Source organism: Bacillus sp. XF8 (genome assembly GCF_017498755.1).
GTDB classification, from domain to species: domain Bacteria; phylum Bacillota; class Bacilli; order Bacillales; family Bacillaceae_G; genus Bacillus_A; species Bacillus_A bingmayongensis.
Genome location: NZ_JAGDQK010000002.1, coordinates 383,538 through 406,961 on the forward strand (window position 1 = coordinate 383,538; position 23,424 = coordinate 406,961).

Annotated in this window: 20 protein-coding genes and 8 pseudogenes; 18 read left to right on the forward strand and 10 right to left on the reverse strand. The window is 32.5% G+C overall.

Translation table 11 applies throughout. From position 1 onward, the window contains the following. Nucleotides 1–3: 3 nt before the first annotated feature. Nucleotides 4–144, forward strand: a pseudogene (locus tag J4P91_RS29360) (transposase); the annotation flags it as partial. A 72-nt stretch (nt 145–216) separates the two neighbouring features. Then, a pseudogene (locus tag J4P91_RS02490) lies at nt 217–462 on the forward strand (hypothetical protein); the annotation flags it as partial. A gap of 634 nt (nt 463–1,096) precedes the next feature. Here J4P91_RS02490 and J4P91_RS02495 read toward each other — a convergent pair. The 4 genes and pseudogenes from J4P91_RS02495 to J4P91_RS02510 all read right to left on the reverse strand — a co-directional run. Next, complete coding sequence (locus J4P91_RS02495; protein WP_207992810.1) at nt 1,097–1,852, reverse strand: cell division protein FtsQ/DivIB; 756 nt, start codon at nt 1,850–1,852, stop codon at nt 1,097–1,099. A 544-nt stretch (nt 1,853–2,396) separates the two neighbouring features. Further along, nucleotides 2,397–2,852 carry a hypothetical protein gene (locus J4P91_RS29365; protein ID WP_279538532.1) on the reverse strand — a complete coding sequence of 152 codons (456 nt, stop codon included), beginning with the start codon at nt 2,850–2,852 and terminating at the stop codon, nt 2,397–2,399. Nucleotides 2,853–3,492: 640 nt separating this feature from the next. Further along, nucleotides 3,493–4,374, reverse strand: a complete 882-nt coding sequence (locus J4P91_RS02505) for a VanZ family protein (protein ID WP_207992811.1) — start codon at nt 4,372–4,374, stop codon at nt 3,493–3,495. A 226-nt stretch (nt 4,375–4,600) separates the two neighbouring features. Beyond that, nucleotides 4,601–5,076 (reverse strand): annotated as a pseudogene (locus J4P91_RS02510) (transposase); the annotation flags it as partial. Between the two features lie 85 nt (nt 5,077–5,161). Between J4P91_RS02510 and J4P91_RS02515 the strand changes: the two are divergent. The 5 genes and pseudogenes from J4P91_RS02515 to J4P91_RS02530 form a co-directional block, all read left to right on the forward strand. Beyond that, nucleotides 5,162–5,488, forward strand: a pseudogene (locus J4P91_RS02515) (glycoside hydrolase family 5 protein); the annotation flags it as partial. A 440-nt stretch (nt 5,489–5,928) separates the two neighbouring features. Next, nucleotides 5,929–8,040 carry a peptidoglycan D,D-transpeptidase FtsI family protein gene (locus J4P91_RS02520; protein ID WP_207992812.1) on the forward strand — a complete coding sequence of 704 codons (2,112 nt, stop codon included), beginning with the start codon at nt 5,929–5,931 and terminating at the stop codon, nt 8,038–8,040. Nucleotides 8,041–8,112: 72 nt separating this feature from the next. Further along, nucleotides 8,113–8,643, forward strand: a complete 531-nt coding sequence (gene lepB / locus J4P91_RS02525; protein ID WP_243763670.1) for a signal peptidase I — start codon at nt 8,113–8,115, stop codon at nt 8,641–8,643. Nucleotides 8,644–9,040: 397 nt separating this feature from the next. After that, nucleotides 9,041–9,157: pseudogene (locus J4P91_RS29885) on the forward strand (Rpn family recombination-promoting nuclease/putative transposase); the annotation flags it as partial. Nucleotides 9,158–9,655: 498 nt separating this feature from the next. Then, nucleotides 9,656–10,102: pseudogene (locus J4P91_RS02530) on the forward strand (MMPL family transporter); the annotation flags it as partial. Here J4P91_RS02530 and J4P91_RS02535 read toward each other — a convergent pair. Together J4P91_RS02535 and J4P91_RS02540 are read right to left on the reverse strand one after the other, a co-directional pair. Further along, the gene (locus J4P91_RS02535) at nt 10,088–10,267 is read right to left on the reverse strand and encodes an H-type small acid-soluble spore protein (RefSeq protein WP_017152400.1); all 180 of its coding nucleotides are present in this window, start codon (nt 10,265–10,267) and stop codon (nt 10,088–10,090) included. The pseudogene J4P91_RS02530 and the gene J4P91_RS02535 sit on opposite strands and share 15 nt — an antisense overlap. 68 nt (nt 10,268–10,335) lie before the next feature. Continuing rightward, nucleotides 10,336–11,550, reverse strand: coding sequence for a helix-turn-helix domain-containing protein (locus J4P91_RS02540; protein ID WP_207992814.1), 1,215 nt, complete (start codon nt 11,548–11,550; stop codon nt 10,336–10,338). A 117-nt stretch (nt 11,551–11,667) separates the two neighbouring features. On the opposite strand from J4P91_RS02540, the gene J4P91_RS02545 reads away from it, so the two are divergent. The 8 genes and pseudogenes from J4P91_RS02545 to J4P91_RS02575 all read left to right on the forward strand — a co-directional run bounded on the left by J4P91_RS02545 (nt 11,668) and on the right by J4P91_RS02575 (nt 16,712). Continuing rightward, the gene (locus J4P91_RS02545; RefSeq protein ID WP_017152395.1) at nt 11,668–12,936 is read left to right on the forward strand and encodes an MFS transporter; all 1,269 of its coding nucleotides are present in this window, start codon (nt 11,668–11,670) and stop codon (nt 12,934–12,936) included. Nucleotides 12,937–13,110: 174 nt separating this feature from the next. After that, a complete protein-coding gene (locus J4P91_RS02550) occupies nt 13,111–13,638 on the forward strand; it encodes a hypothetical protein (protein ID WP_207992816.1) in 528 nt (175 codons plus the stop codon). Nucleotides 13,639–13,700: 62 nt separating this feature from the next. Next, nucleotides 13,701–14,123, forward strand: a pseudogene (locus J4P91_RS02555) (SDR family oxidoreductase); the annotation flags it as partial. Between the two features lie 179 nt (nt 14,124–14,302). Beyond that, nucleotides 14,303–14,464, forward strand: a complete 162-nt coding sequence (locus J4P91_RS02560) for a hypothetical protein (RefSeq protein WP_017152392.1) — start codon at nt 14,303–14,305, stop codon at nt 14,462–14,464. A gap of 144 nt (nt 14,465–14,608) precedes the next feature. Then, nucleotides 14,609–15,262, forward strand: coding sequence for a cupin domain-containing protein (locus tag J4P91_RS02565; protein ID WP_207992818.1), 654 nt, complete (start codon nt 14,609–14,611; stop codon nt 15,260–15,262). A 127-nt stretch (nt 15,263–15,389) separates the two neighbouring features. Then, nucleotides 15,390–15,518 (forward strand): annotated as a pseudogene (locus J4P91_RS28730) (serine hydrolase); the annotation flags it as partial. 144 nt (nt 15,519–15,662) lie between these two features. Then, on the forward strand, nt 15,663–16,235 hold the full coding sequence (locus J4P91_RS02570) for a histidine phosphatase family protein (protein ID WP_207992820.1): 573 nt from the start codon (nt 15,663–15,665) through the stop codon (nt 16,233–16,235). An 87-nt stretch (nt 16,236–16,322) separates the two neighbouring features. Further along, complete coding sequence (locus J4P91_RS02575) at nt 16,323–16,712, forward strand: hypothetical protein (protein WP_207992821.1); 390 nt, start codon at nt 16,323–16,325, stop codon at nt 16,710–16,712. Between the two features lie 44 nt (nt 16,713–16,756). On the opposite strand, the gene J4P91_RS02580 is transcribed toward J4P91_RS02575, so the two are convergent. From J4P91_RS02580 to J4P91_RS02590, 3 genes are read right to left on the reverse strand one after another with little or no spacing between them, the layout of a single operon-like run. Then, nucleotides 16,757–17,692 carry an alpha/beta hydrolase gene (locus J4P91_RS02580; RefSeq protein ID WP_207992822.1) on the reverse strand — a complete coding sequence of 312 codons (936 nt, stop codon included), beginning with the start codon at nt 17,690–17,692 and terminating at the stop codon, nt 16,757–16,759. A 12-nt stretch (nt 17,693–17,704) separates the two neighbouring features. Continuing rightward, complete coding sequence (locus tag J4P91_RS02585; protein ID WP_207992823.1) at nt 17,705–18,034, reverse strand: DUF3147 family protein; 330 nt, start codon at nt 18,032–18,034, stop codon at nt 17,705–17,707. After that, nucleotides 18,018–18,428, reverse strand: a complete 411-nt coding sequence (locus J4P91_RS02590) for a MarR family winged helix-turn-helix transcriptional regulator (RefSeq protein ID WP_207992824.1) — start codon at nt 18,426–18,428, stop codon at nt 18,018–18,020. The genes J4P91_RS02585 and J4P91_RS02590 overlap by 17 nt, the downstream gene beginning before the upstream one ends. A 159-nt stretch (nt 18,429–18,587) precedes the next feature. Here J4P91_RS02590 and J4P91_RS02595 point away from each other — a divergent pair, with 159 nt between their 5' ends. Then, nucleotides 18,588–19,382 carry a PP2C family serine/threonine-protein phosphatase gene (locus J4P91_RS02595; RefSeq protein ID WP_207992825.1) on the forward strand — a complete coding sequence of 265 codons (795 nt, stop codon included), beginning with the start codon at nt 18,588–18,590 and terminating at the stop codon, nt 19,380–19,382. 51 nt (nt 19,383–19,433) lie between these two features. Here J4P91_RS02595 and asnB read toward each other — a convergent pair whose 3' ends face one another. Next, entirely contained in the window at nt 19,434–21,257 is a 1,824-nt protein-coding gene (asnB, locus tag J4P91_RS02600; protein WP_207992826.1) for an asparagine synthase (glutamine-hydrolyzing), read from the reverse strand. Nucleotides 21,258–21,717: 460 nt separating this feature from the next. On the opposite strand from asnB, the gene J4P91_RS02605 reads away from it, so the two are divergent. Together J4P91_RS02605 and J4P91_RS02610 are read left to right on the forward strand one after the other, a co-directional pair. Continuing rightward, nucleotides 21,718–22,284, forward strand: coding sequence for a sigma-70 family RNA polymerase sigma factor (locus J4P91_RS02605; protein WP_207992827.1), 567 nt, complete (start codon nt 21,718–21,720; stop codon nt 22,282–22,284). Beyond that, nucleotides 22,281–23,381, forward strand: coding sequence for a DUF4179 domain-containing protein (locus tag J4P91_RS02610; RefSeq protein WP_207992828.1), 1,101 nt, complete (start codon nt 22,281–22,283; stop codon nt 23,379–23,381). The genes J4P91_RS02605 and J4P91_RS02610 overlap by 4 nt, the downstream gene beginning before the upstream one ends. The last annotated feature ends 43 nt before the right edge of the window (nt 23,382–23,424 follow it).

Genomic DNA, 23,424 nt, shown 5'->3' on the forward strand with positions numbered 1-23,424 from the left:
TTTATGACTAAATTTACTTCAGAACAGAAAATGAATGCGGTAATACGTTATCAAAGTGGGAATGAAAGTATACAAGATGTTGCGAAAGCATTTGGGGCGAATTATGAAGTCGTTCGAATGTGGATTAAACAAGCTGAATATCATGGCATACACGCATTTAGAAAACTCTATACATCTTATTCCATGCAGTATAAACTAGACGTACTTAATTATATGAATGAGAATGGGCTTAGTTATAATGGAAATTGGTATTACTTTCTTGATGTTATGACAACAGGATGGATAGAAGTTAAGGGTGTATGGTACTACATGAATGCAGATGGTGCAATGCAAACAGACTAGTTACAAGATAATGGAAATTGATACTATTTACAATCTAACGGTGCTATGGCAATAGGCGAACATTTCATTGATGGTACGTGGTATACATTTAAAGATAATGGTGTCCTAATTGGTGGATAGATGTAAGAAAAAGTAGGGATTATTACCCTACTTTTTTATTTACGCGGACTTTGATATTAATTTGTTTGTACATTTAAGAATACTATAGAATTTACTTCTTTAATTATAAAATATTGATTTTTCTATGATATCAAAGATAGTGTGTAGATTAAACAGACAAAATTTTATTTTTAGTCGTATCACTAATGGTTTTAGGTGTTGGTTCATATAAAGAGTTCAATAATTTATTGTATTCACTTCGTGTAATTTCTTTATTATATAATTGAATCAGTAAATCTTTATGTTCTTTTGAAAAAGCCATTTTGTTAAAAAATTTGGGATACATATAACTATTCTCTCCATTTCATGTCAATTCTAAAGTGTCATAATACTTACCTTTTTAAATTTATTATTTATAATAAAATATATAAAAGCCGTTATCTATTCGATAAAGGCTTAGTAGCTGCTGTAACTTAGTATAAAAAGTCAGACGTCTATTGGAGTATAACATAATAATTATAATATATTAATATGTAATGTAATTCTACATAAATAAATATTTAGATATCATTTTAACCAAGAAGACTCCTCCTCTAAACAAAGTGAAGGTGGGAGGAGTTCAATTTTCCTATAATAGCGAATGTAATTTCAATACTTATAATTTGTCATTTGCAAATATAGAATCTTCTAAGTGAATTACAGGGTATTGTTTAGAATTTAAATTTTTAGTTATGACTGGATATAGTTCCATTTTTTTAGACAAATCAGTGATTGAAGTGCTCACTGTAAACCCATCTTTTGCATATAAAAATATATGGAACTTATCATTCTTAGTTGGCAAAAAATTAATCTCAGATATTGTATTTTGTATTTCGCTCGGTAATTTATTTAACTCCGAAATAAGTTTTCTAAGTTGTTTTTCATCATTTCTAGTAAATTGTTTTATTACAGGTACACTTTTGGAGATTTCATTATTTGCAACTTTATCCAATATGGCACCATTTTCAAGTAGAAGATAATACCCATTATCTTTAATCATATATGCAACAGTACTATTTTCTTTAACATTAATAGTAACTCGACTTGGAAATCTCTTTGAAATATTGACTTCTTTAATCAGATTATTTTTCTGTATTCTTTTTTTTATATCTTCTTCATGTAAATTCCAATAATTATCTTTGTCGCTTAAATTGGATAGACTTATAATTTCTGCTTTTGAAATTATTTCATTTCCAGTTACAGATATTATTGAAATTTTTCCAAAGTAATTTAAAAATAATACCAAAATAAAAATTATTGATACACATATAATTAATGCTTTTTTCCTTCTAGCTGCTTTTATATTTCTACTTTGTATTAGTTGTTGATGCCGAACCTGTTGGTTAAATGGATATACATTATTTTGATTCATAATACCTTCCTCTAGTAGCCTTATTATATTCCATTTAAAAAATGCTCTAACATTAGTTGTTTAGTAGATTAAAGGCTATCATGTACACATTTAGACTTTTTTTACACTGCAGGGTGTATCACTTAACTCCTAAAACGGATATAAATTCATAAAACATTATATACATAATAGAATAATTTCTCAATATAGTTAATATGTAATCAACCTGCTTCACATTTAAAAAGTATGAATGAAACAATATTCTTTCTTTAAAAGAAGAAACCAGCAATCGTATTAAACATAACTCCAATTACCAGAAGACGTTATAGGTAGAAAAAATATAACTTCTCAAATCTAAAAATTAATCCAGAAAACTTTTCCTTTGAGATTATTTTCTTTACCAAAAGGTGAGAAATACTATTTTTGAAGTATTTCTAAAAGAAATTGTTGTTTTTTAAATATAAAAAAATATATATACTGTTTTGTAAAAATACTTTCTGTTAGTTCAAGAACTTTTAAAAACATTTATGTAAGTTTATTATTTAGCAATTATTTATAAGAATTATCATACAAATAAATGGCCTGTATATGAAAAGTGAATTGATGTGCAGATCATTTGTGTGAGTAAACTAAAAAAGAATCCCACAGGAATAAGAGATTCTTTTTTGTTAATTCGATTTCTTCTCGAATAAATTTTAATAATTATAAAATGATATCTAAGGTGCAGTTTGCTTTTTTCTAACTTTATTTCTTTTTGAAATGCGTCTAATAGTTTTGCATCAGGTTGTGAAATATTATTTGTATTTACAGCATTTGGATTCCGAACACCGTTACTTTCGAAGTAGTACTTTTTACCGTTATCTTGAATCGAGCCTGTTTGCATTGCGCCACTGCCATTGAAGTAGTACCATGCGCCGTTAATTTCCTGCCAACCTGTATCAGCGCTTGCGTAAGTAGCTGCAGTTGATCCCATAACTGTTAGACCAACTGCCATAGCTAAAATTTTTATGTTCTTTTTCATAAATTCACGTTCTCCCTTCTCTCGACCTATTTATCTATCAAGTAGTATCATATTGAGGGGGTTGCAAAATTAAAGTGAATATTCAACATTATAAATTAGAAAAACTAGCTAAACATGGAATAGATAGTGATTCAAACCATACCAACGAGGCTGTTACTATTACAGCCTATGTTTTTTCACTTAACAAACTGATGTTCAAATTTGCTATGTTCTTTTATTAACTTTTTTACAAATGTTGTTTATAAAGAAACAGGAATCACACTCGATAACCATCTATGGTGTACTTTCGATCCCGCTGATAGATAGGACTAACGTAGGTGGCGAGTAGTTCACAAATGAACCATAAAAAGTCACAAAAAAACATAAAAGCATATATTAGATTCCTGCTTTGGCATTTTATAATATTAATATTAGGTTCTTAAACATAAGCAAAGGGAGAAGAGTGATACGTATTCTTCTCCCTTTGCTTATAATTAGGGTTAGCATTATATTAATAAATATATGCTGCTGTGAACTGCTGGATGAACAATCCACTTCTAAGATTATTTATGAGTTCGATATATATCTTAATTAGAAGACTTGTATTTTCTGTTAAATATATACAGATGAAAAATAATCCGCCAATATCTAAACTAGCGGATTATTTTTCCCATTCTGTAAGTGTAACATCCCATAGTAATACATCGGTATCAATAAACTTGATACAAAGTTCATTTGCTTTATCCAACTCTATTTCAAAGGAGATTTTTGATGTAGATATGTTTTCTTCAGAAAATTGAACTGTTTGTACATCTTTTCCATCCACAGAAATAATTATCTTTCCGGAACGCTTGCTAGCATCATCTGGGATACCAAGATAGCCTGAAATTTTTACATATTTACCCTTTAACAAGTATTTAAATTGCTGGAAAGTAGTTCTGTTACTACTATACATGTTTAATTTAGGTGCAATTTTTTTATGAGCAATTTCAAAGCTACGGAAATTGTTATCATTCGGTGTATATCCATTAGTTTCTGTCAGCTGATCTAGTCCTATCATTGTTCCGTTTTTGAGAGATTGTTGTTGCTTTTCTAATGATTTGTTAATTTCACCTACAGTAACCACTAATCCTAAAGTAAGGATAGCTGCTGTCACACAAGTAATAATAAGTTTTTTTAAAATAGTATTTGAACGAAATCCTATTTTATATGAAAAAAATCCTATTGTAGCACCCATTGCATTCACAATTACATCATCAATGTCAAAGCCTCCAAGAAAAGTTAGCATTTGTAAAACTTCAAGTATAAGGATAGAAATACAAAATGAGGTAATGAATCTAATGAAGCTACAGCGGTATGACAAAGGAATCAGTACTCCAAAAGGTATGAACGCAGTTAAATTTCCAAAATTAAAAACCCATAGGTTAAAGTCTTCTTCGCCTGTCATATTTGGTAATCCTAAAGGAATACTAGTCGGAATTAGCTGATATTGGTATTCATAATTAATATATTTTAATCCCAACCTATCAAAACCAAGAAACATAAAATATAGAATTAAAATTGAATAGAATCCTAATATTGTGAGGGCAATCTTACGATGTTTACCTTTGATAATAAAACCTCCTATTACTCAAGAATAATCTTATTGTTTTTATTAAATACGTATTTTTTAAATATAATAATAAAAACATATTAATATAAGTAGTAATGATGTATCAACAAAAAAATTAATTTATCAAAAAGTAAAATTGATAAAAGATAAATAATAAAATCTTTGGAGCACCGTAACGCTTTCCACTATTTTGATGAATTTGTATAATTTTTTGGGTTAATTCTTTATTTTCATGACTAGGCTTTGACTCTGTTTTGTGCTGAGATTGGTAATACGAACTTCTCGCTATTCCAAGGGCTTGACACATCATATGAATAGAGTGTATATCTTTTTGACAATCGATGAATCGATGTAAGTCTGTATCTTTTATTTTTTCGCGAATATAGCCATAGCCTTTTTTAAAATCTCATTTTCCTCCTTCAGACGAAGCATTTCTTTCTGCATTCGTTTCAGGTCTTCTAGCGTCATTTCTTCCTCATCAATCGTTGTGATAGGAGAATATTTTTTTATCCATTTATAAATCGTTACTTCTGATACACCATACTCGCTGCTTAGTTCTTTCACAGATCGGCCTGAATGATATAATTCAACAACCATCTTTTTAAATTCTTCATTAAATTTCTTGTTTGCCATACGGACACTTCCTCCTTAAAATCCATTGTAAGGACTTAACTAAGTTGTGTCCATATGACTATACTAACTCCAAAGACTATGATGGAAGAGAATAAAGAATAATTTTATGAATAGTACTTCTTTACTTGAGAATTATAAAAGTGCGAAGGAAGCTAATATTGAATATGTTCGACTAGCACTTGATAAATGGGCAAAAAATAAAGATTTCTTGTTTGAAGATAAACCTGATAATTCAGGAAAAGATTTTCTTATAGGTAATGCAGATAACTATCAAGGATTAGTAAAAGAGGATGTTGTGAAATTAAAAGCAGACTTAGATGCAGCGCAATCACAAGGAATAAAAATTGTACTTACTATGCTTTCATTACCTGGTGATCGTTGGCGCCAATTTAATAATAATCAGAATGATGATGGATATAAGTGTCTTTTGCCATTAAAGGTATCTCTAAAGATTCTAACTAGAGAAGGTGTTCTTTAATTTTGTTTGACAGGGAAATTTTCATTTGTATAATTAAGAAATGAGTTTATCTAGGCATCTTGTAAGCTTAATACAAAAAAGATGGGATTTTTTACGCTAAAGGGAAATTAATATGAATATTTTATCTAGGTATTGCAATTTTATTTTTTATTTTACTTGATTGATAATAATGTTAATCGCTTCCAAAAAGTCCCCCAAGTTCATTTTAATAACATATTAATAAGTTTACTTGAGTATTTAAAGTTGTATTATCGGTAATCGTAAAATATAATAATTAGTTGATGATTTTTTATTAGAACTTTAATAAACTTATTATTTTTAATTACATTTATAAATGTATTATTTTAATATATTGTATTTAAGAGGAGAATGAAATGAAGAAAAAACAGAAAAAAAATACTAAGAAAAGTAAGATTCCCTTTAGGTTGAATATATTGTTTTTCTGCGTATTTTTACTATTTTCAGCTATTATTATTCAGCTGGGAAAAGTACAAATCGTTGAGGGAGAGAGTTATAAGAATCTAGCGGAGAAACAAGGGGATTCCACAATCAGCATTCCCGTTCCACGTGGTCAAATTTTTGATCGAGAAGGGGAAAAAGTTGTTAACAACAATGCTATTCGTACCATTACATATACAAGGATGAAGGGTGTAAATTCAGAAGGAATACTAAAAACAGCTAGAGATCTAGCAAATGTACTTGTAATGCCAGAAGCAGACATAAATAAGTTAACCGAAACAGATAAAAAGGATTTTTGGGTACAGTTAAATAAGGGAAAGGCTCAAAAAAAGATTACGAAGCAAGATGAGGCAAAATTTCGTGCCAAAAATATTGAAGGGAAAGAGCTTGACAAAAAAATAGAGCAATTAAGACGAGAACGCATCACAGGTGAAGAACTAAATGAATTAACACCAAAAGATTTAAACGTATTAGCTATTAAAAGTAAAATGAGTTCGGGCTACTCAATGACACCTCAAATTATAATGAAAAATGTGCCTGAGAAAGAATACACCATTATCAGTGAAAATTTGGCTAGATACCCAGGTGTAGATACAACAGTTGAATGGGAACGTAATTATGTAAATGGTGATTTATTTCGTTCGATATTAGGTAATATAACAAGTTCTGAAGAAGGGCTGCCAAAAGAACACTTAGACTTTTATATGGTACGTGGTTACAGCCGTAATGATCGCGTAGGAAAAAGTTATATTGAACAAAGATATGAAGATGTATTACATGGAACAAAAGCAGAAGTTAAAAATATTACTGATAAAGATGGTAACATTATTCGAACGGAAACCGTTTCTAAAGGGAAAAGCGGAAACAATTTAACGTTAACAATAGACATGAAATTACAGAAACAGGTAGAAGAAATTATTGAAAAGCATTTAAAAGCTTTTAAAGGTTCAGAACGGTTATTAGACCGGGCATTTGTTGTTATGATGGATCCAAAAACAGGACAGCTTTTATCTATGGCAGGGAAAAAATTAGTCAAAAAAGATGGGAATATAGAAGTAGAAGATTATGCTTTAGGTACAATGACAAGCACTTACGAGCTTGGATCCACTGTAAAAGGAGCAACACTTTTAACAGGATATGAGACAGGTGCAATAACACCAGGAACATATTTTTTTGATGCTCCAATGAAATTTAAAGGAACAGCAAAAGCTAAGAAATCTTGGAAAGACTTTGGAACTATTGATGATGTAAGGGCATTACAGGTTTCATCTAACGTATACATGTTTAATACAGCTTTAAAAATTGCAGGCATCAATTATGTACCTAACAGTTCGTTGGATATTAAAGCGGCTACCTTTGATAAGATGAGATATTATTTTGGACAATTTGGATTAGGAGTTTCGACTGGAATTGATTTACCAAATGAAGCGTTGGGACAAAAAGTAAAACAAAATTATCAGCCAGGTTTCTTACTAGATCTAGCTATTGGTCAGTTTGATACATATACGCCTTTGCAACTTGCACAGTATGTTTCTACCATTGCAAATGGTGGGTATCGAATGAAACCACAGATTGTAAGCGAAATTCGGGAGCAGACAATGAAGAAGGAAGATATTGGTAAAGTTGTGCAAGCTATGGATCCAATTGTGCTGAACAGAGTAGATATGAAGAAGGAATATATCGACCGAATACAAGAAGGCTTTAGGCAAGTGTTCCAAGAGGGTGATGGTACTGGTGTAAAAACATTCAAAAATGCGCCGTATAAACCAGCTGGTAAAACAGGAACAGCACAAACAGTTTATGGAGGCGAGGATCCAATTGGTAGAGATTCAGAAGGGAATCGTATTCCTTGTTACAATTTAACTTTAGCAGGATATGCCCCATATGATAATCCAGAAGTCGCATTCTCTGTTGTTGTACCATGGGTAAATGATGATAAAGGCGGAATTAATTCAATGATTGGTAAAGATATTTTAGATGCATATTTCGCTTTAAAAAATAATCAAGGAAATAACGTTTCATCATAAACAAATCATTTGAATGCTACTAGTAAATGCATATAAACGCCCCTACATTAATATTTTGTAGAGGCGTTTTTCATGAAAATAATCAATAAGGAATGGAAAAACATGAAGCAAAAGAACCTAAAATACTGGCGTAATATAACATTGTTTTTATTGATTACAGTGATGTTTGTGATAATAAGTTTAAACTTTTTATTATGTAAAATAGAAGGGAAATCTATGTATCCTACTTTACAAAACGAAGAATATATCCTAGTTAATAGAGCAGGTTCAGCAATTTTTCCATTACGTCATGGAGAAATTGTTATTATAAAAAAAACTAATGATCCTAAGTATTATGTGAAAAGGATAATTGGGTTGCCAAAAGATAAAGTAAAAATGGAAAATGATATTCTGTATATTAATGGAAAGGAAAAAAAAGAAAACTATATTTATAAAGATTTAAGTAATAAATCTAAATATCTTGCTAACTTTGAAGAAAGAGAAGTACCTCCAAATAAATTATTTGTAATGGGGGATAACCGTTACCACAGTAAAGATAGTCGAAATGGTCTGGGATATATTGATACATCTAGTATAGTCGGAACAATAATATTTCAATTTTAAATTTGTGTACTACTCGCTACCTACACTAGGGCTTAGAGGTGGAGCTTTTCAGTTCCAAGATGAAAGTAATCTTTCATCTTCCTGAGCGTTGCTTCCAGTAGTCCTTACGGTAGATGACGATGGAAACAGTATATTACAATAATAGATATTCAAAATCATGAGGAATAGATAAAAATAATTATAGTGGATGTATATCACATAGTACTTGATGAATAGCCAAAAGCCTTAGCTAGGTGCAAGGCTAGGGCTTACAGGTTAATTAGATTGCCGACTACTGACTATCTAATTATTAAGTATAACATATAATGTATAAAATTTTAATAAATAAATTTTAAAAACTAGTGAACAAAAAGGAATGTATAAGTTAAAATAATTCTTTCATTTAAGCCTATGAATTAAGGGGAAAATCCAAATGATTAAGGGTATGCATGAACTGGGTGTACTAATTGAAACATTAGTAAAAACAAGTAATTTAAGAGCAGAAGAAATAGAATGTATAATACTTAGGGGATGATTCTTATATTAGTTTTTGTGGTGTAATGTTTTTTATGTTTGGAGAAATCCTTCTACACATAGTAAAGAAAAGGATGAGTAAAATTGATGGAGTGGCTTTCTTAATTATCTTTAAATTAACTAACACAGTTTAAAAGAATTCATCGTGAAGAAAATACAATAAGCATGTTGTGTCAACGATGCATAAAGTTTTCGTTATAGGATAATTCAAAACCTTAGCTTGATAGCGATGAGGTGGTACCCCTTAAATAAAAAACGAGAACACTCTCGTTTTTTATTTATTTAAAACAGGGGGAGAAAAGAGTGACACCAAAAGTGATGAAAGAGAATAAAGAATGAAAATGGTTCATTTTTGTTTTCTGGATTTTCGTTGCAGCAGTACTAACGGTATCAGCTGCTGATATGAATCGTTTAGTGAGAGAGAAAGGGGAAATGAAATTTCTTGATAATTATTCAGCTCGGTATGCTGAAGCATTATTAAAAAAATGAATAAGGATTTACAGAGTTTGTTTTTGTAAAGCTTCTTGGTTATTCTGCAATCAGCTGGGCAGTACTGTTTTTCTCATTTGTTACATTTACTGCTTTCGGTGGAGACTACCGTATTTTCTTAATGTCACGTTTTAATGAGTTTCGAGATCCTATCGGTATGTGAAGCGATGATTACAGCAATGCGAAATATGGGAACGGTTATCGTATCAGCGGTAATTATTTTAAGCGGAATATTTGCTGCATTATATCCATCAGGTTATTAACGATGTTAGAAGTAACAACTGTAATATTATGTGGTTTACTGCTTTATGCCTTTATGATGTTGACATTATTTCTATCGGTGATGATAAAAATATTTGGAAAAGCAAACTGGTGGCATTTCATATGGAACGAAACAAAAATAAGAAAAATCCCACTTCAAATAAAACTGAAGTGGGATTTCTTATATTTCCTCTAGGCTATTGACTGGAACTGTTAATTCACGATCTGGATTCGTTGCATCGTATATGCGTGCGGTCCCATTATTTTCATCAACATGTTGGATCATAACAGGCATACCTTGAAAACTGACATGTGCTTGTTCTGATGACTCGGAAATTTCTTTTGCGCGTTGTACATTCATTCTTACATTCCTCCCATCTTTATTATTTTTGCTAAAAAAGAGGAATAATATACCATTTTGAGATAGATTTAAAATTTTTGTATTATTTGTAATGTTTCTTTAATAAACACAGTAAATGTCGAATCAGGAAATTCTTGTATAGCATGAAAGGCTTCTGTTGCTTCATGAAGCGCTTTTTGTTTATTTTGAAGTTCCATATAACAAAGAGCACGATAAGCTCCTCCAGTTATAATCCATGCTTGATCTAGTGGATGGAACATGTAATCTGGGATTGTTGCTTGTTCTAATGCTTCTAATGCATCTTCGTATCGTTTGAGGCCGTATAAAGCTTTTCCCTTTTCTACGTAATACGCCCCGTCTTCTTGAAAGAGTTGTTCATCTTGGAGTTTTTGCTTAAATAATTCCAGATGTTGTAAGGCTAACGTATATTCATTTGTGATAGTGTTATAATAATAAGCTTTTAATATGTCTACAATAGCAAGAGATAAAATATTCTCTGTGAAAACGGCAAATTGTTCGGATTTTTTTATATAGTGTAGATATTTATTTTCATCCGCTACTATTACCTTTTGGTAAGAGAGAATTCGATAAAATTCGTCTGTTTTATAATACACTTGATTTTCTTTTGAGAAGTCGAGAGCTTGTAAGATAATTTCTTCGCATCCCTCATAATCACCATATGCGAGTAAAACAACCGCTTCACATAAGAAAAGTTCTATTTGTATAATAAGGTCCATTTCTAATTGTTTTGCTTCATATTCTTTTCGAATAGATACAAGAAGTTCTAAGCATTCTTCATATTTTTTATCGATAAATAATACATAGCAAAGCTTTAAACTGGTTTGTGTACTTTCACGATATAAAGTATATTTTTGAAAAATCGCTACGGCTTTTTCGATATAAGAATGTATGTTGTAATCTTTCATGTTAAATGCAACACTTATAAATTGTTTATATAAACGAGCTGTACTTAAAGTAGGTGGCAGTTCTTTTTGAACAATAGGTAATAGTGTACGATACACTTCTTCAAATTGATTATTTTTTATAGCTTGCTCCATCTTTGGAATAAGCTTTGTCACCTCTTCGTTGTCTTCCTCTAGTAAAAAGCTTGCTTCACATTCAAGCTTACTAGCAAGATATTGTAATGTCTTCATGGAAGGAGTTGCTTTCCCATTTTCAATTTGACTCAGCATACTTTTCGTTAGCTCTGAGCCAGCTAATTCTGTTTGCGTAAGACGCTTTTCTTTTCGCAATGCTTTAATTTTTTCACCAAGAGTAGCCATATAGTTGCTCCTTTATTGCAAAAAGTTAAATACAATTAAACTTTTTGTTGTCAAAATTTGAAAAGTAATTATATAATAAGTTTAACACAATTTAACTTTTGAGGGGAGAGTGACATAATGACTGACGCAAGTATAAGTCAAAATGATCCAAGGCTTAAAATTGCAACAAGAAATATCATTTTGATGATGATTGGAAAAGTGAGTTCTTTATTAGGAGCAGGCATTTATACGTTTGCAATGGGGTTATATGTTTTAAAAACAACAGGATCAGGAGTAGGTTTTGCGATTACACTTATTTGCGGCTCTATTCCAAGGGTAGTATGTGGTCCAATCGCTGGGGCGGTAGCGGATCGTGTGAATCGACGATGGCTTATTATTGGTATGGACTTATTAAGTAGTTTGACAATGATTACAATGTTTATTCTTTCTACTGTATTTGGAGCATCACTTCTATTTATTTATATTTCGGCAGCATTATTATCAATTTATGCGAGTTTCTATTCTGTTTCATTTACTTCTTCTGTTCCAAGTTTAGTAGACGTAGAACGTATTCAAAAAGCGAGTGCTTTAAACCAGACGGCCGATTCATTATCGAGAATTTTAGCACCGATAATTGGTGGGATAATATTTGGGTTATTTTCCATTACATCTTTTTTTCTTTTAAATGGTATTACATTTTTCTTAGCGGCCATTGTACAATTATTTATCGTATTTGATCTGTATAAAAAAGAAGTGGAAGAAGATAAGGGGCATTTTTTAACGAGTATAAAAGAGGGATTTTTATATGTGAAACGGCAACATGAAATATATGGACTTATGAAAGTTGCTCTTTGGATAAACTTTTTTTCTAGCGCACTTTTTGTTGCACTTCCCTATATTATTGTGCAAAACTTACATTTAACTTCTAGGCAACTTGGCACTGTAGAAGGTATGTTAGCGGTTGGGATGTTAATTGGTGCGGTTGTTTTATCTGTTCGTAAGGAAATAAATAATCCGTTTCGAGCTATTTATATTAGCTTGTTTTTATTTGCAAGTTTAAGTTTATGTACCGTCTTTCCGCTAATCGTTACGATTCCAAAGGTAGCGAGTTTTATTTATTATATTGTTTTCATGCTTCTTAGCGGTATATCAATGATAGCAGTAAATATTCCAATGCAAGTACATATTCAAAAAACAACAGATCCAGGATATTTAGGGCGTGTTTTTGGTCTTCTCGAAACTATTGCTACAGCAATTGCTCCGCTTGGAATGATTTTGTATGGATTTTTATTAGATATGCTTCCAACTAGTATCGTAATGTTAACGTTAGGTGTTGGGCTACTTTTAGTTGTACTATTAGGAATGAAGCAGTCGGGAATGAAAAAACAAGCAGATGTTTCAGCTTGAATTATAGAATTAACTATATTTATATGTAAGCACATATCATCCAGTTTTATTTACTGGATGATTTTTTCTTTTTGAAAGTATTTTTTAGCTGTGTTACATTTAATAAAGTATGCAGAGAATGAAATTCGATAATATGAGATAAGATGTGTAACAAAGAAAGAGGAGAAAAACATCATGAGAAAAATAAGTTTTGTTATGCTTTGTTTGTTTTTTCTAATGGCTGGATGTAGCAGTAATTACGATATCCAAGTTGAAACAGGTATGCAAGCATTAAAAGATGAAAAATATAGTGATGCAGTTATGTGGTTTGAAAAGGCTGAAGAGGAAAAATTTACGGAAGAAACAAAATCCTATAAGGAAGTTGCCAAGCTGATGGACCACGGTGCATCGGCGTTAAAAGATGGTAAATATTTAGAAGCAAAAGACGATGCAGATCAAGTATTACAAAAGAAAAAGGATGCTTCTCTTGAGAAAGCTGTAAAGTCAAATGCAGAAAATATGCTTCAGAAGGCGAAAGATATTGAGGAAAAAGAAAAGGAAAGAGTTACGAAACAGAGAAAAGTGGACGAAGAAGGCATTGATAAAGTAATCAAAGCTGTAGATAGCATTGATGAAGCAAAGGAAAAACAGCAAAAAATCGGAGAAGTATTGGATAAAGCTGAAAGTGCAAAAGAAAAAATAGAAGCGAAGAAAAATCAATAAAATAATAATTGAAAAGTGATGTATGAGCTGTCGTTTGTTACGACGGCTTTTCTTTTTGAACGTTTTTTGACAAATTTCTGCCATACATGATTGAGAAAAATTACGGAAAAATCATGAATATGTCATCTGTAACAGGGACGCTAGTTGCAGATGAAGGAGAAACAGCTTATGCGACAACAAAGGCCGCTATTTGGGGATTTACAAAAGCACTAGCACGTGAAGTAGCCAAGCATCATATTACTGTGAATGCGATTTGCCCAGGTTATATTATGACGCCAATGGCAGAGCAAATTGCAAATGAGCTAAATACTGTTATCGATGGCATCGCTTCAGGTGTTCCGCTAGGACGTTTAGGAAGAATTGAAGAGGTAGGACAGTTAGCTGGTTTTCTTGCATCTGACGAATCAAGTTACATAACAGGCACACACATTGTAATTGATGGAGGAAGTACGTTGCCGGAAACCGTTTCTGTTGGTGTAAAATAATATTTAAATAGAGGAGAAACCTTGTTATCAGTAAAGTCTTCTCCTACTAAAGCTTGTGTAGAAAATATTTTTTAATATAATTAGAAAATTTAATTTTGTTACAAAAACTTGAATTTCCGACATTTCATAAGAAAAAGGATTATAATAAAATCATAACTTATTACAAGGAAGTGTAACTTATGAATACTGTAGCTGTTGTATATGGTATTATTCTTTCTACTATTGTCACTTTATTTGTTGTTGGAGTATCACGTTATATCCACAAATGGAAAGAAGGGATTGCGAAGTTAAATCATATTGAAGAAGAATTTAATGATTTAATGTTACATCACAGTAAGTAATAAGGTTTTCTTTTTACCTAAATAATGTGAAGAATATCACAAAACATGCTAGCGTCTTGGAGCATGTTTTTTTGTTATGTAAAAATGATAGTAGATAGGCACATCAGTTTCATTTCTTCCATACGATACAATGTTAATTATGAAATGTTGGGAATAGAAAAGAGGGATCGAATGGTAAATTCAGGATATGTTCCAGATAATAAAAATTTAAAGAAAAGTTCTGGGACACCAAATCTTTTCTTTGACTCACGGGAAAATGTATTTTTTAAAAGAGATGATAAAAACGTTGCATATGAAGTGACTTCAACCCAGTTACCAGCCATGATTGGTGGGGCATTTGTTGATCTTTATATGACAAAAGGTCATATGAGGGAACCGCACTGGCATCCAAATGCTTGGGAATTAGATGTAGTCGTTTCAGGTGAAGCAGTTACATCTATTTTAAATCCAGAAACGAATCAGCTACAAAATTATCGAGCAAAAGCTGGGCAAACCGTCTTCATTCCAATGGGCTGGTGGCACTGGATTACCGCTGTAACGGAAGAAGTCCAGTTACATCTATTTTTTAACAATGATCAATTTGAAACTGCTGAAGGATCAGATGTACTTAGAATGACGCCACCAGAAGTATTCCAAGTCGCTTACGGTGTTAATGCTGAACATTTAGCTAAGGATCTTGCACCTATTAAAGAATCTGTTGTGATTGGGCCACCTAATTTAAAGCGTCCTATGGATGAACAGCGGTCCGATATAGTGGTTATACTAAATGGAGAGGTAACTTCGTGTGAAGTAGAGTAGCCTTTGTTCAATTTGAATAGGGCTACTCTACTTGTATAGAATTGGTTACTGGATTTTTTCTTTAAATAAAAACTTCTTCTATATTTTATAAAATAGATATAATGATGATTGGTATTTCATTAGGGGAGGAAATAAGATTGAAATTGTTTTTATGTCTAACGACTTAAATTCGATAGAGTTTAAAAAACTTGAAAATAATATAGATTATTTCATTCGAAACGTAGTAACGAGCGAAGAATTCAGAAAAAAGTTATAACAAAATAATTTTATTATGTAAACAAAAAGGTGCTTTTTTTCATGAAGTGCCTTTTGTTTATTATATATGGAAAAATCTTAAAAGGAATTAGTTAATCTCTAATAGAACCAATTGAATAGTAGAGGGGATAGAAGGAGGGGTTTCATGACTCACATATATTTTATCCGTCACGCTCATTCTACATATACACCAGAAGAAAGAGAACGTCCATTATCTGAAAAAGGCCGGAATGATGCGCAAACCGTGACAGATTTATTAAAGGGAGAAAAAATTGATGTTGTAATTTCTAGTCCATATAAGCGGGCGACCCAAACGATTCAAGGAGTTGCAGATCAATTTGAATTACCAGTGCAAATTGAAGAAGATTTGCGTGAAAGACTACTAAGTAAAGAACCAGTAGAAGATTTTGAGGAAGCAATTATGAAAGTGTGGGGGAATCCAGTATTCTCTTTTGAGGGCGGGGAATCGAATAATGTAGCACAAAAGCGTGGTGTTACATGTATCCAAAGTATATTAAAACAGCATGAAGGAAAAAATATTGTAATAGGAACTCATGGGAATATTATGGTGCTCATTATGAATTATTTTGATTCTAAATATGATCTTCACTTTTGGAAAGAACTTGAAATGCCTGATATATATAATTTAACCTTTAATGAAGAAAAATTAATTTCGGCTGTAAGGATAGAAACAAGTCATCTTGTGAATAATTTGTAAAATTTTATCGAGAAAGCAGGAAAGAATAGATTCGTTAGAGAAGTATGCTTTTGTACCATAAAAAATGTGATAAAGGAGGCTGTTTACATGTTTGAGAAAGAGAAGGGGTTAGTAGATCATCCAGAAGGGCTCATTGAAGTTCAAAACGTATATGAAATTGTACCACCTGATGGAACAATTATTGGTATGGCAACACCAGAAGAGATGGAAGTTGCTGCCGAACTAGAATTACAACACTATGCCTATTCTCGTTTACTAGAAGCAAATGTTCAGTTAGACGGTTCCTCCTACAAAGATATACTTCAGGAGTTCCAGGAGTATGAAAGAAAGTCAATGAGATTTTGGCGTGCGTTACATAAACGCTTAGCTGTACCTTGGGCATGGGTGCTTCGTGTTGATGTTGCCAACGGACCTATATATGTGAATAATGGAAACTCGTATTATGATGGTGATGAAGACGAGGAAGATTATGAATAGATGAAAAGGGAAAGCAGTGAAGGCTGCTTTCTTTTTTTGTATGTTTACTTAGCTCTGGAATTTTCATTGTTTCTAACGTCATGTACGTCACCATCTTGTAAGGAATGAATTGCATCAATTATGATATCAGGGCGATCACTTTCGATTCCATGGCTAGCATTTTGGGCGAGGATATATCTGCTATTTTGGGAGAGCATAAGTTGCTCTTGAATAAGTTCTTGCCAAACTTCTTCAAGCTTTGTAGCTTCTTCATAAGGCATTTCACCTTGAATCATTTGCTTGATGGAGTAATTTGGATCCCTCCCGATGATAACAAATGGAGTTTTTAATGTTACTTCAAGTCGTTTCATTCTTTTTGCACAAGTTTTCCACTCTGAAAGTTCAGAAGCAGTAGCTTTATATAATAATGGTGAGGTAGAGAAATCCACATATTGTTTTTGTTTACGTGATGATAAGTGACCATATTGATTTATTAATATAGATTGTAGTTCTGCATGAAGTGAGTCTGAATCCATACTGGAATAACTCCTATATTTTTGGAGCCATATATCATCTGAATCTGTTTTATCTGAGATAGGTAAATCAAGATTATCTAATCGATGTAAGTTCATAGAAGTAGAATCGATAAGAACAACAGCTTTTAACTGATTAGAATGCAACATAGCAAACTGCTGCGCACATAATCCTCCATAAGAATGACCAACTAAAATAATCGGTTGTCTAATATCTAACACATGTAATAATTCGTGTAGCTCTTTAGTCACTTGTAGTGTTGTACGTGCCTCATCGCCGAGCTCACTTTGTCCATAACCGGGACGATGAAATAGAACAACTTTATAATTCGAAGTAAGCTTTTCTGTAATTGGTATCCAATCATAAAAAGAACAGCCCATTCCTGTTTGAATGACTATTGTCTGAGAACCAGTGCCCTTTATGTAAACTTCCATTTTCCTTCCCAGAATTTCTATAAAATTGCTCATAGTAATCCTCCTCTAGAACTGAAATATTTTTTGACAAGCGAATGCGATACACCAAATGCCTATACCGAATAGTACAGATGTACTTAGCGAAAAGGAATTCTTTAATCCAATATAGACGATAAATAATAGCAGTGCTGATGCAGGAAATCCATATAAGACCCCTAAAGCAAATTGACTTAAGTCTTGTTTACTCCCACCTTCAACAGAAATCCAAAACAAGCTAAGCAAACTGATAAGTGGAAGAGCAGCGATAAATCCACCAACTGTACTATAATGTTTAGCAAACTCAGTTACACCGCCGATGATGAGGGCGGAGACGATAACCTTAACGAGGAAATGCATATTTTGCCTCCTTTGCTAATAAGGAAAATGCTTTTTGAATGAATTGTAGTTCTTCTTCTGAAAGCTGAGCTTCTAATATCTTTAATTTTTCTTCGTCTAATAATGTATGTTTTGCTAAAGCTTTCTTACCTTCTGTAGTTAATGTTAGATTAACGACTCGTTCATCTTGTTTATTTCGCTCCTTCATAACGAACCCTTTTTGAATAAGGCGTTTTATATGTTCGGATGCTGTATTATGAGATAGGGTTAATTCAGAAGCAAGCTTTCCAATTGTAGTTTCCTCTTCTCGAGAAATGATTTGTAGAATCCGAACTGCTTGGTGGGAAAGATTGTCATCGTATTCATACCTTAAATGATAATAAATTGTTTCCCAATTTGTATTGATGTTCTTCATAGTTAAGTTCCTCCATTCATATTTATATCTTATAATACGATATATTCGTTTAGTTAGATTGAAATCCCTTCTATTTCGTATAAAAATATTGAAAAAGTTTATTTTTCTTAAAATATAAGGTACTCTTAGTGTAAAGGCATACAAATAGCAAGAGAGAGGATGATTGAAGTGCATACATTTAAATGGATTAGTCATGAAAAGATGTATTTAGACCAAATACATGTTGAAAAATGTGGTCCTCTTTCAGTTGGCGTATATGGTGGGAATCAAGAGAGTGATGCATATGAAAGAGGAGATGCAGTACTAGCTTGGTGGGACCCACAATTAGAATTTGAATTTGTTATGATCTTTGATGCTCATCATAAAACGAAAAATATACATTATATAATAGAAGCAATTTCTGAAAGAAAAGAGAAATTACAAGAATTATTCTCATATCCCATTCATCTAGCGTTTCATCATACACATATGTATTTATTAGCATTGTTTACAGATGAGTTGTTTATTGAGAAATGTGAACAAGAGAATGAAGAACTTGCGTGTTTAATTTGTTTACGAAAAGGTGAGTTCTTATATTGGTTATCAGTTGGTGATTGTTTTGCTTATTTATTTCATCCTGAACGAGGAAAGAGTGGAAAAGGGAGACTAAATCAGCAGAAATACTATGAATGTATTGGGAGAAAAAATGTTTTTGCGGCGAATACACCCTGCTTTACTTCAGGTGTTCGCGGGTTAGAACGTGGAATGAATCATATTGTTATGGCCACAGACGGAATTTTAGAGTGTGATAAGCGAATGTTTGAGGATGATCAGTCTTTATTTGAGACATTACATGATGGAGATTTCCTGAAAATTGAGCCTGTATTAGCCAATGTGCTTGAATGGAAAGGAAGAGACTGCGCTACTATTATTGGGTGGTCTATTGATACAGAAGATAAAAAGCGTGCAAATTAATACAAAAAGAAAGGGAGCTCAGAACATATATGTTCTGAACTCCCTTTCTTTTTAGCTAACATGAATGTGATAGTTTTTTAACCATTCATTAGTTTGTAACATATATTCCATTGCACTTCTCGCCCCAAAATCATCAATTTCTTTGTTTGTTTTATTAGCGATTGCAAGCAATGCGGAATGGTTGATGAGTGAGAATATTGGATTGTTTTTATTGCTACACATATCAAGTGTCAAATTGCGAATGGATTGTAAATAGTGTGGGTCTTGTGAAGTTGGATAGGCGCTTTTTCTTCTGTTTCGGACATCATCAGGTAATGCACTTTGCAATGCTCTACGTAAAATACCTTTTTCAATATTATCAATACTTTTAATATCAAAAGGGACGTTCCATAAATATTCTACAAGTCGATAATCACAAAATGGGACGCGGACTTCAAAACCAACGGCCATACTCATGCGATCTTTTCGATCGAGTAAGAAAGGAAGAAATCTTGTTAAAAATAAATAAAACATTTGGCGTTGTTTTTCTTCTTTTTTACTTTCTCTTTGAAGGATTGGAACTTCAAGAATGGCTTCTTGGAATCGCTCATTTATGTAATGCTCAGGATTGCACTGTTGTTTAACCTCATCCAATAATATGGAGGATGTATTTTTCCAATTTGTTAACCATGGGAATTGATTTACATATAAAAGCTCTTCTTGATGGAACCAAGGATATCCGCCAAATACTTCATCAGCGGATTCACCAGATAGAGCAACGGTTGCGTCCTTTTTCATTTCACGAAATAGTAAATATAGTGAAGTTTCCATTTCACCAGCACTTGGCAAATCTTTTGCATGAAGCGGAACGAATAAATGATTTGCTAATTCTTCTGCATTTACAATAATATTGTGATGAGCTGTCCCCACATGCTTGGATACGCGTTTTACCCAAGGAGCATCCAAACCAGTACGTGCAAATGTTAGTTCAAAATCTTTGGCGCTGTTTACAAAATCAATTGAATATGTGTGTAAAGTTTTGTTGTCTTGCTCAAATTCTTTACCTGCTAGAGCAGTAATGCCACTGGAGTCTAATCCTCCTGACAACATACAAACGAGGGGAACATCGGCAATTAATTGTCTTTTTACTGTATCTTGCAAGATGGACAGAATATGTGAAGCTGTCTGCTCTGGAGTGTCTGTATGATGTTTACTGTCCAAATTCCAATATTTTTTTATTTCTTTTTTATCCCGAGTGAATGTTATATAATGTCCAGCACGTACTTCTTTTATATGTTTAAATACACCGCATCCTGGAGTTCGAAATAGCCCTAATCCAAATATTTCATTAATCCCATCTGTATCAATTTCAGCAGGGACAGATGGATGAGCCAATAGTGCTTTAATCTCAGATCCAAAAATAATACTGTTAGTGCGTTCTGTATAAAAGAGGGGTTTGACACCTAAATGATCTCTTGCTAGAAAGAGCTGTTGTTTGTGACCATCCCATATTGCAAATGCAAAGATTCCATTTAAATGTTGTACACAATTTTCTCGCCATTCTAAATAAGCATGCAATAATACTTCTGTGTCTGAATGCGTCTCAAATGTATGACCACGCTGTTGTAATAGTTCTCTCAGCTCACGGAAATTATAAATCTCCCCATTGTATGTAATGGCATACGTATCATCATCAGCTTTAAATGTTTTCGGCTGTGCTCCGCCTTTTGGATCAATTACAATTAATCGGCGATGTGCAAATGCAGCCCGTGGTGAAAACCAAAAACCTTGCGCATCAGGACCACGATGTTCAATACTTTTCGCCATAGCTTCTAAAATATTATGTTGATTTGAAAGATCTTCTTGCCAATCTACCCAACCTGTAATTCCACACATATACATCTCATCTCCTACATTAAAATTGTAAAATAATGATAGATTAATTAAGTAAAATGTATAGCTAGGTAAAAGGTAACTATATAAATAGTATACTATGTGAAATAAAATGTAGACTAGAGAAAATTTTCTCTTTCATGAATATTTGCATCAGGTAAAGTGAAAGTTTAATCAGTGGGGGTTTTCTTCATCCCCCACTGATTATTAGTTGAATGAATCGGGCTTTTATGGGCACCACCTAACTTCTTTGCTTTCGCTGAACTTTGAGGTGGGGTCTTACTGCCCGTTAATGCGGGATAAATATACGAGTAACAATGAAAGGTATGCCATTGAATAGATTAAGTTTTTATTCTAATGGAAATTTCACTTTGTAAAATAATTGGAAATATGAGAGAAAAATTTTTCCAGTACGTTATATAAGGTGTAAAAGCTTTTACAAAAAAATAAGGGGAATTGTGAAATGAAATCAAATGAGAAAAATTTTATAAAAAGGCTGCAGCGGCAAAAAGAAGATGCGCTAGAGTTTATTGTCGATACATATTTGCCATTAATAAAGGGAATAACACATAAAGTTCTCATTCCGCTTAAAAACGATGGGCTTATAGAAGAATGTATCAATGATGTTTTTCTTTCAGTTTGGAATAACGCGAATAAGTTTCATGGTAATCCAGAAGACTTTAAGAAATGGATTGCAGCGATTGCTAAATTTAAAGCAATTGATTACTACCGAAAAGCTAGTAAAAAAGTAGAAATTATTTCAGATGAATTCAACTTAAGAACAGAAAAGTCGGTAGAAGATGAATTAATCGTTATGGAAGAGAGAGAAGGATTGATAAAACTTATTAACCAGTTAGATCCTGTAGACCAAAAGGTGTTCATTATGAAGTATCTTCTTGGTTTAAAGACAGAGGAGATAGGAGAAAAATTAGGTTTAACTCGGGCAGCAATAGATAATCGAATTTATCGTGGGAAAAAGAAACTACAACAAAATGCTACGAATATTAGTTTTGGGGGTAGTGTAATATGAAAGATATTTATGAGTTATTTAATGGTATTGAAATAGATGAAAAAGAATTTGAGGAAATGGAAGCCTCTGAATTTGAAAAGGAAAAAGTGAAACGTAATTTGAAACAAGCTATCCATAAAAAGAAAAAGACAAGAAACTGGAAAAAGAGGACTGCTGCTGCATCCGTTTTAGTAGGGTTATCAGTCGCAACACTTGGGATAGGGTTTCCTACTTACGCTGGCAGTCTTCCAATAGTAGGGGATATTTTTCGATTTTTAGATAATGGTAGAACGGGACTTTATGAAAATTATAAAGAGTTTTCTACGGAGTTAAATATGACGAGGGAAAGTAATGGGGTTAAAATCACGATTAATGATGTAATTTCTGATGGGCGAACTGTATCAATAACATATTCAATGGAAAGTGAGCAAGATTTAGGAGATGATCCAATTTTATTAGGTGGGTTACATATAATGGAGTCTGATGGAGGAACAGGAAGTTCTCAAATTTCTAAAGTTGCAGATAAAAAGTATGTAGGTATGGTGACAACGACACATCATGACAGTAATAAAGGAGACAAAATAAACCTTAGATGGAATATAGACAAAATAGAAACACCGGATAAAAAGAAAGAAATAAAAGGGAATTGGAATTTTGCTCTTACTGTAAAGGCAATGGATAGTAAAGAAAGAACAATTAATGGAAGTTCTGAAAAAGAAGGCGTAAAAGTAAATATGGAAAAGGTGGCAGTGTCACCGATATCGTTTATTCTTTATTACAATCAAGAAGTTTCTAAAAATACAAGGAAGGAATGGGATGCTGTAGATGTTGAGTTGGAAGTTAAAGATGATTTAGGTAATCATTATTCTGGAGAAGGAAATGGTGGATCAGGTAAGGATTCTTACAATATTCATTGGAGTGATACATTTCAAAAGCTCAATGAAAATGCAACGAAACTTATTATCACTCCTCGTGTTAACTTACGAATTCATACCCCTGAAAATCATGGCGGGGTAGAAATGAGCGGTGGAAAAGAGAAGAAAATTGAGGTACCTAAAAAAGAAGCAAAAAGTAAAGATATTGTGTTAGATGATATCGTAATTGATTTGAAAAAGTAAAAGACGAAAGGACTGTCTTGATAAATAGACAGTCCTTTTCTTT

Coding starts and splice junctions, on each gene's coding strand:
- J4P91_RS02495 (WP_207992810.1), bottom strand. CDS start 1,852: ATGAATCAAAATAATGTATATCCATTTAACCAACAGGTTCGGCATCAA.
- J4P91_RS29365 (WP_279538532.1), bottom strand. CDS start 2,852: ATGAAAAAGAACATAAAAATTTTAGCTATGGCAGTTGGTCTAACAGTT.
- J4P91_RS02505 (WP_207992811.1), bottom strand. CDS start 4,374: ATGTTTCTTGGTTTTGATAGGTTGGGATTAAAATATATTAATTATGAA.
- J4P91_RS02520 (WP_207992812.1), top strand. CDS start 5,929: ATGAAGAAAAAACAGAAAAAAAATACTAAGAAAAGTAAGATTCCCTTT.
- lepB (WP_243763670.1), top strand. CDS start 8,113: ATGAAAATAATCAATAAGGAATGGAAAAACATGAAGCAAAAGAACCTA.
- J4P91_RS02535 (WP_017152400.1), bottom strand. CDS start 10,267: ATGAATGTACAACGCGCAAAAGAAATTTCCGAGTCATCAGAACAAGCA.
- J4P91_RS02540 (WP_207992814.1), bottom strand. CDS start 11,550: ATGGCTACTCTTGGTGAAAAAATTAAAGCATTGCGAAAAGAAAAGCGT.
- J4P91_RS02545 (WP_017152395.1), top strand. CDS start 11,668: ATGACTGACGCAAGTATAAGTCAAAATGATCCAAGGCTTAAAATTGCA.
- J4P91_RS02550 (WP_207992816.1), top strand. CDS start 13,111: ATGAGAAAAATAAGTTTTGTTATGCTTTGTTTGTTTTTTCTAATGGCT.
- J4P91_RS02560 (WP_017152392.1), top strand. CDS start 14,303: ATGAATACTGTAGCTGTTGTATATGGTATTATTCTTTCTACTATTGTC.
- J4P91_RS02565 (WP_207992818.1), top strand. CDS start 14,609: ATGTTGGGAATAGAAAAGAGGGATCGAATGGTAAATTCAGGATATGTT.
- J4P91_RS02570 (WP_207992820.1), top strand. CDS start 15,663: ATGACTCACATATATTTTATCCGTCACGCTCATTCTACATATACACCA.
- J4P91_RS02575 (WP_207992821.1), top strand. CDS start 16,323: ATGTTTGAGAAAGAGAAGGGGTTAGTAGATCATCCAGAAGGGCTCATT.
- J4P91_RS02580 (WP_207992822.1), bottom strand. CDS start 17,692: ATGAGCAATTTTATAGAAATTCTGGGAAGGAAAATGGAAGTTTACATA.
- J4P91_RS02585 (WP_207992823.1), bottom strand. CDS start 18,034: ATGCATTTCCTCGTTAAGGTTATCGTCTCCGCCCTCATCATCGGCGGT.
- J4P91_RS02590 (WP_207992824.1), bottom strand. CDS start 18,428: ATGAAGAACATCAATACAAATTGGGAAACAATTTATTATCATTTAAGG.
- J4P91_RS02595 (WP_207992825.1), top strand. CDS start 18,588: ATGATTGAAGTGCATACATTTAAATGGATTAGTCATGAAAAGATGTAT.
- asnB (WP_207992826.1), bottom strand. CDS start 21,257: ATGTGTGGAATTACAGGTTGGGTAGATTGGCAAGAAGATCTTTCAAAT.
- J4P91_RS02605 (WP_207992827.1), top strand. CDS start 21,718: ATGAAATCAAATGAGAAAAATTTTATAAAAAGGCTGCAGCGGCAAAAA.
- J4P91_RS02610 (WP_207992828.1), top strand. CDS start 22,281: ATGAAAGATATTTATGAGTTATTTAATGGTATTGAAATAGATGAAAAA.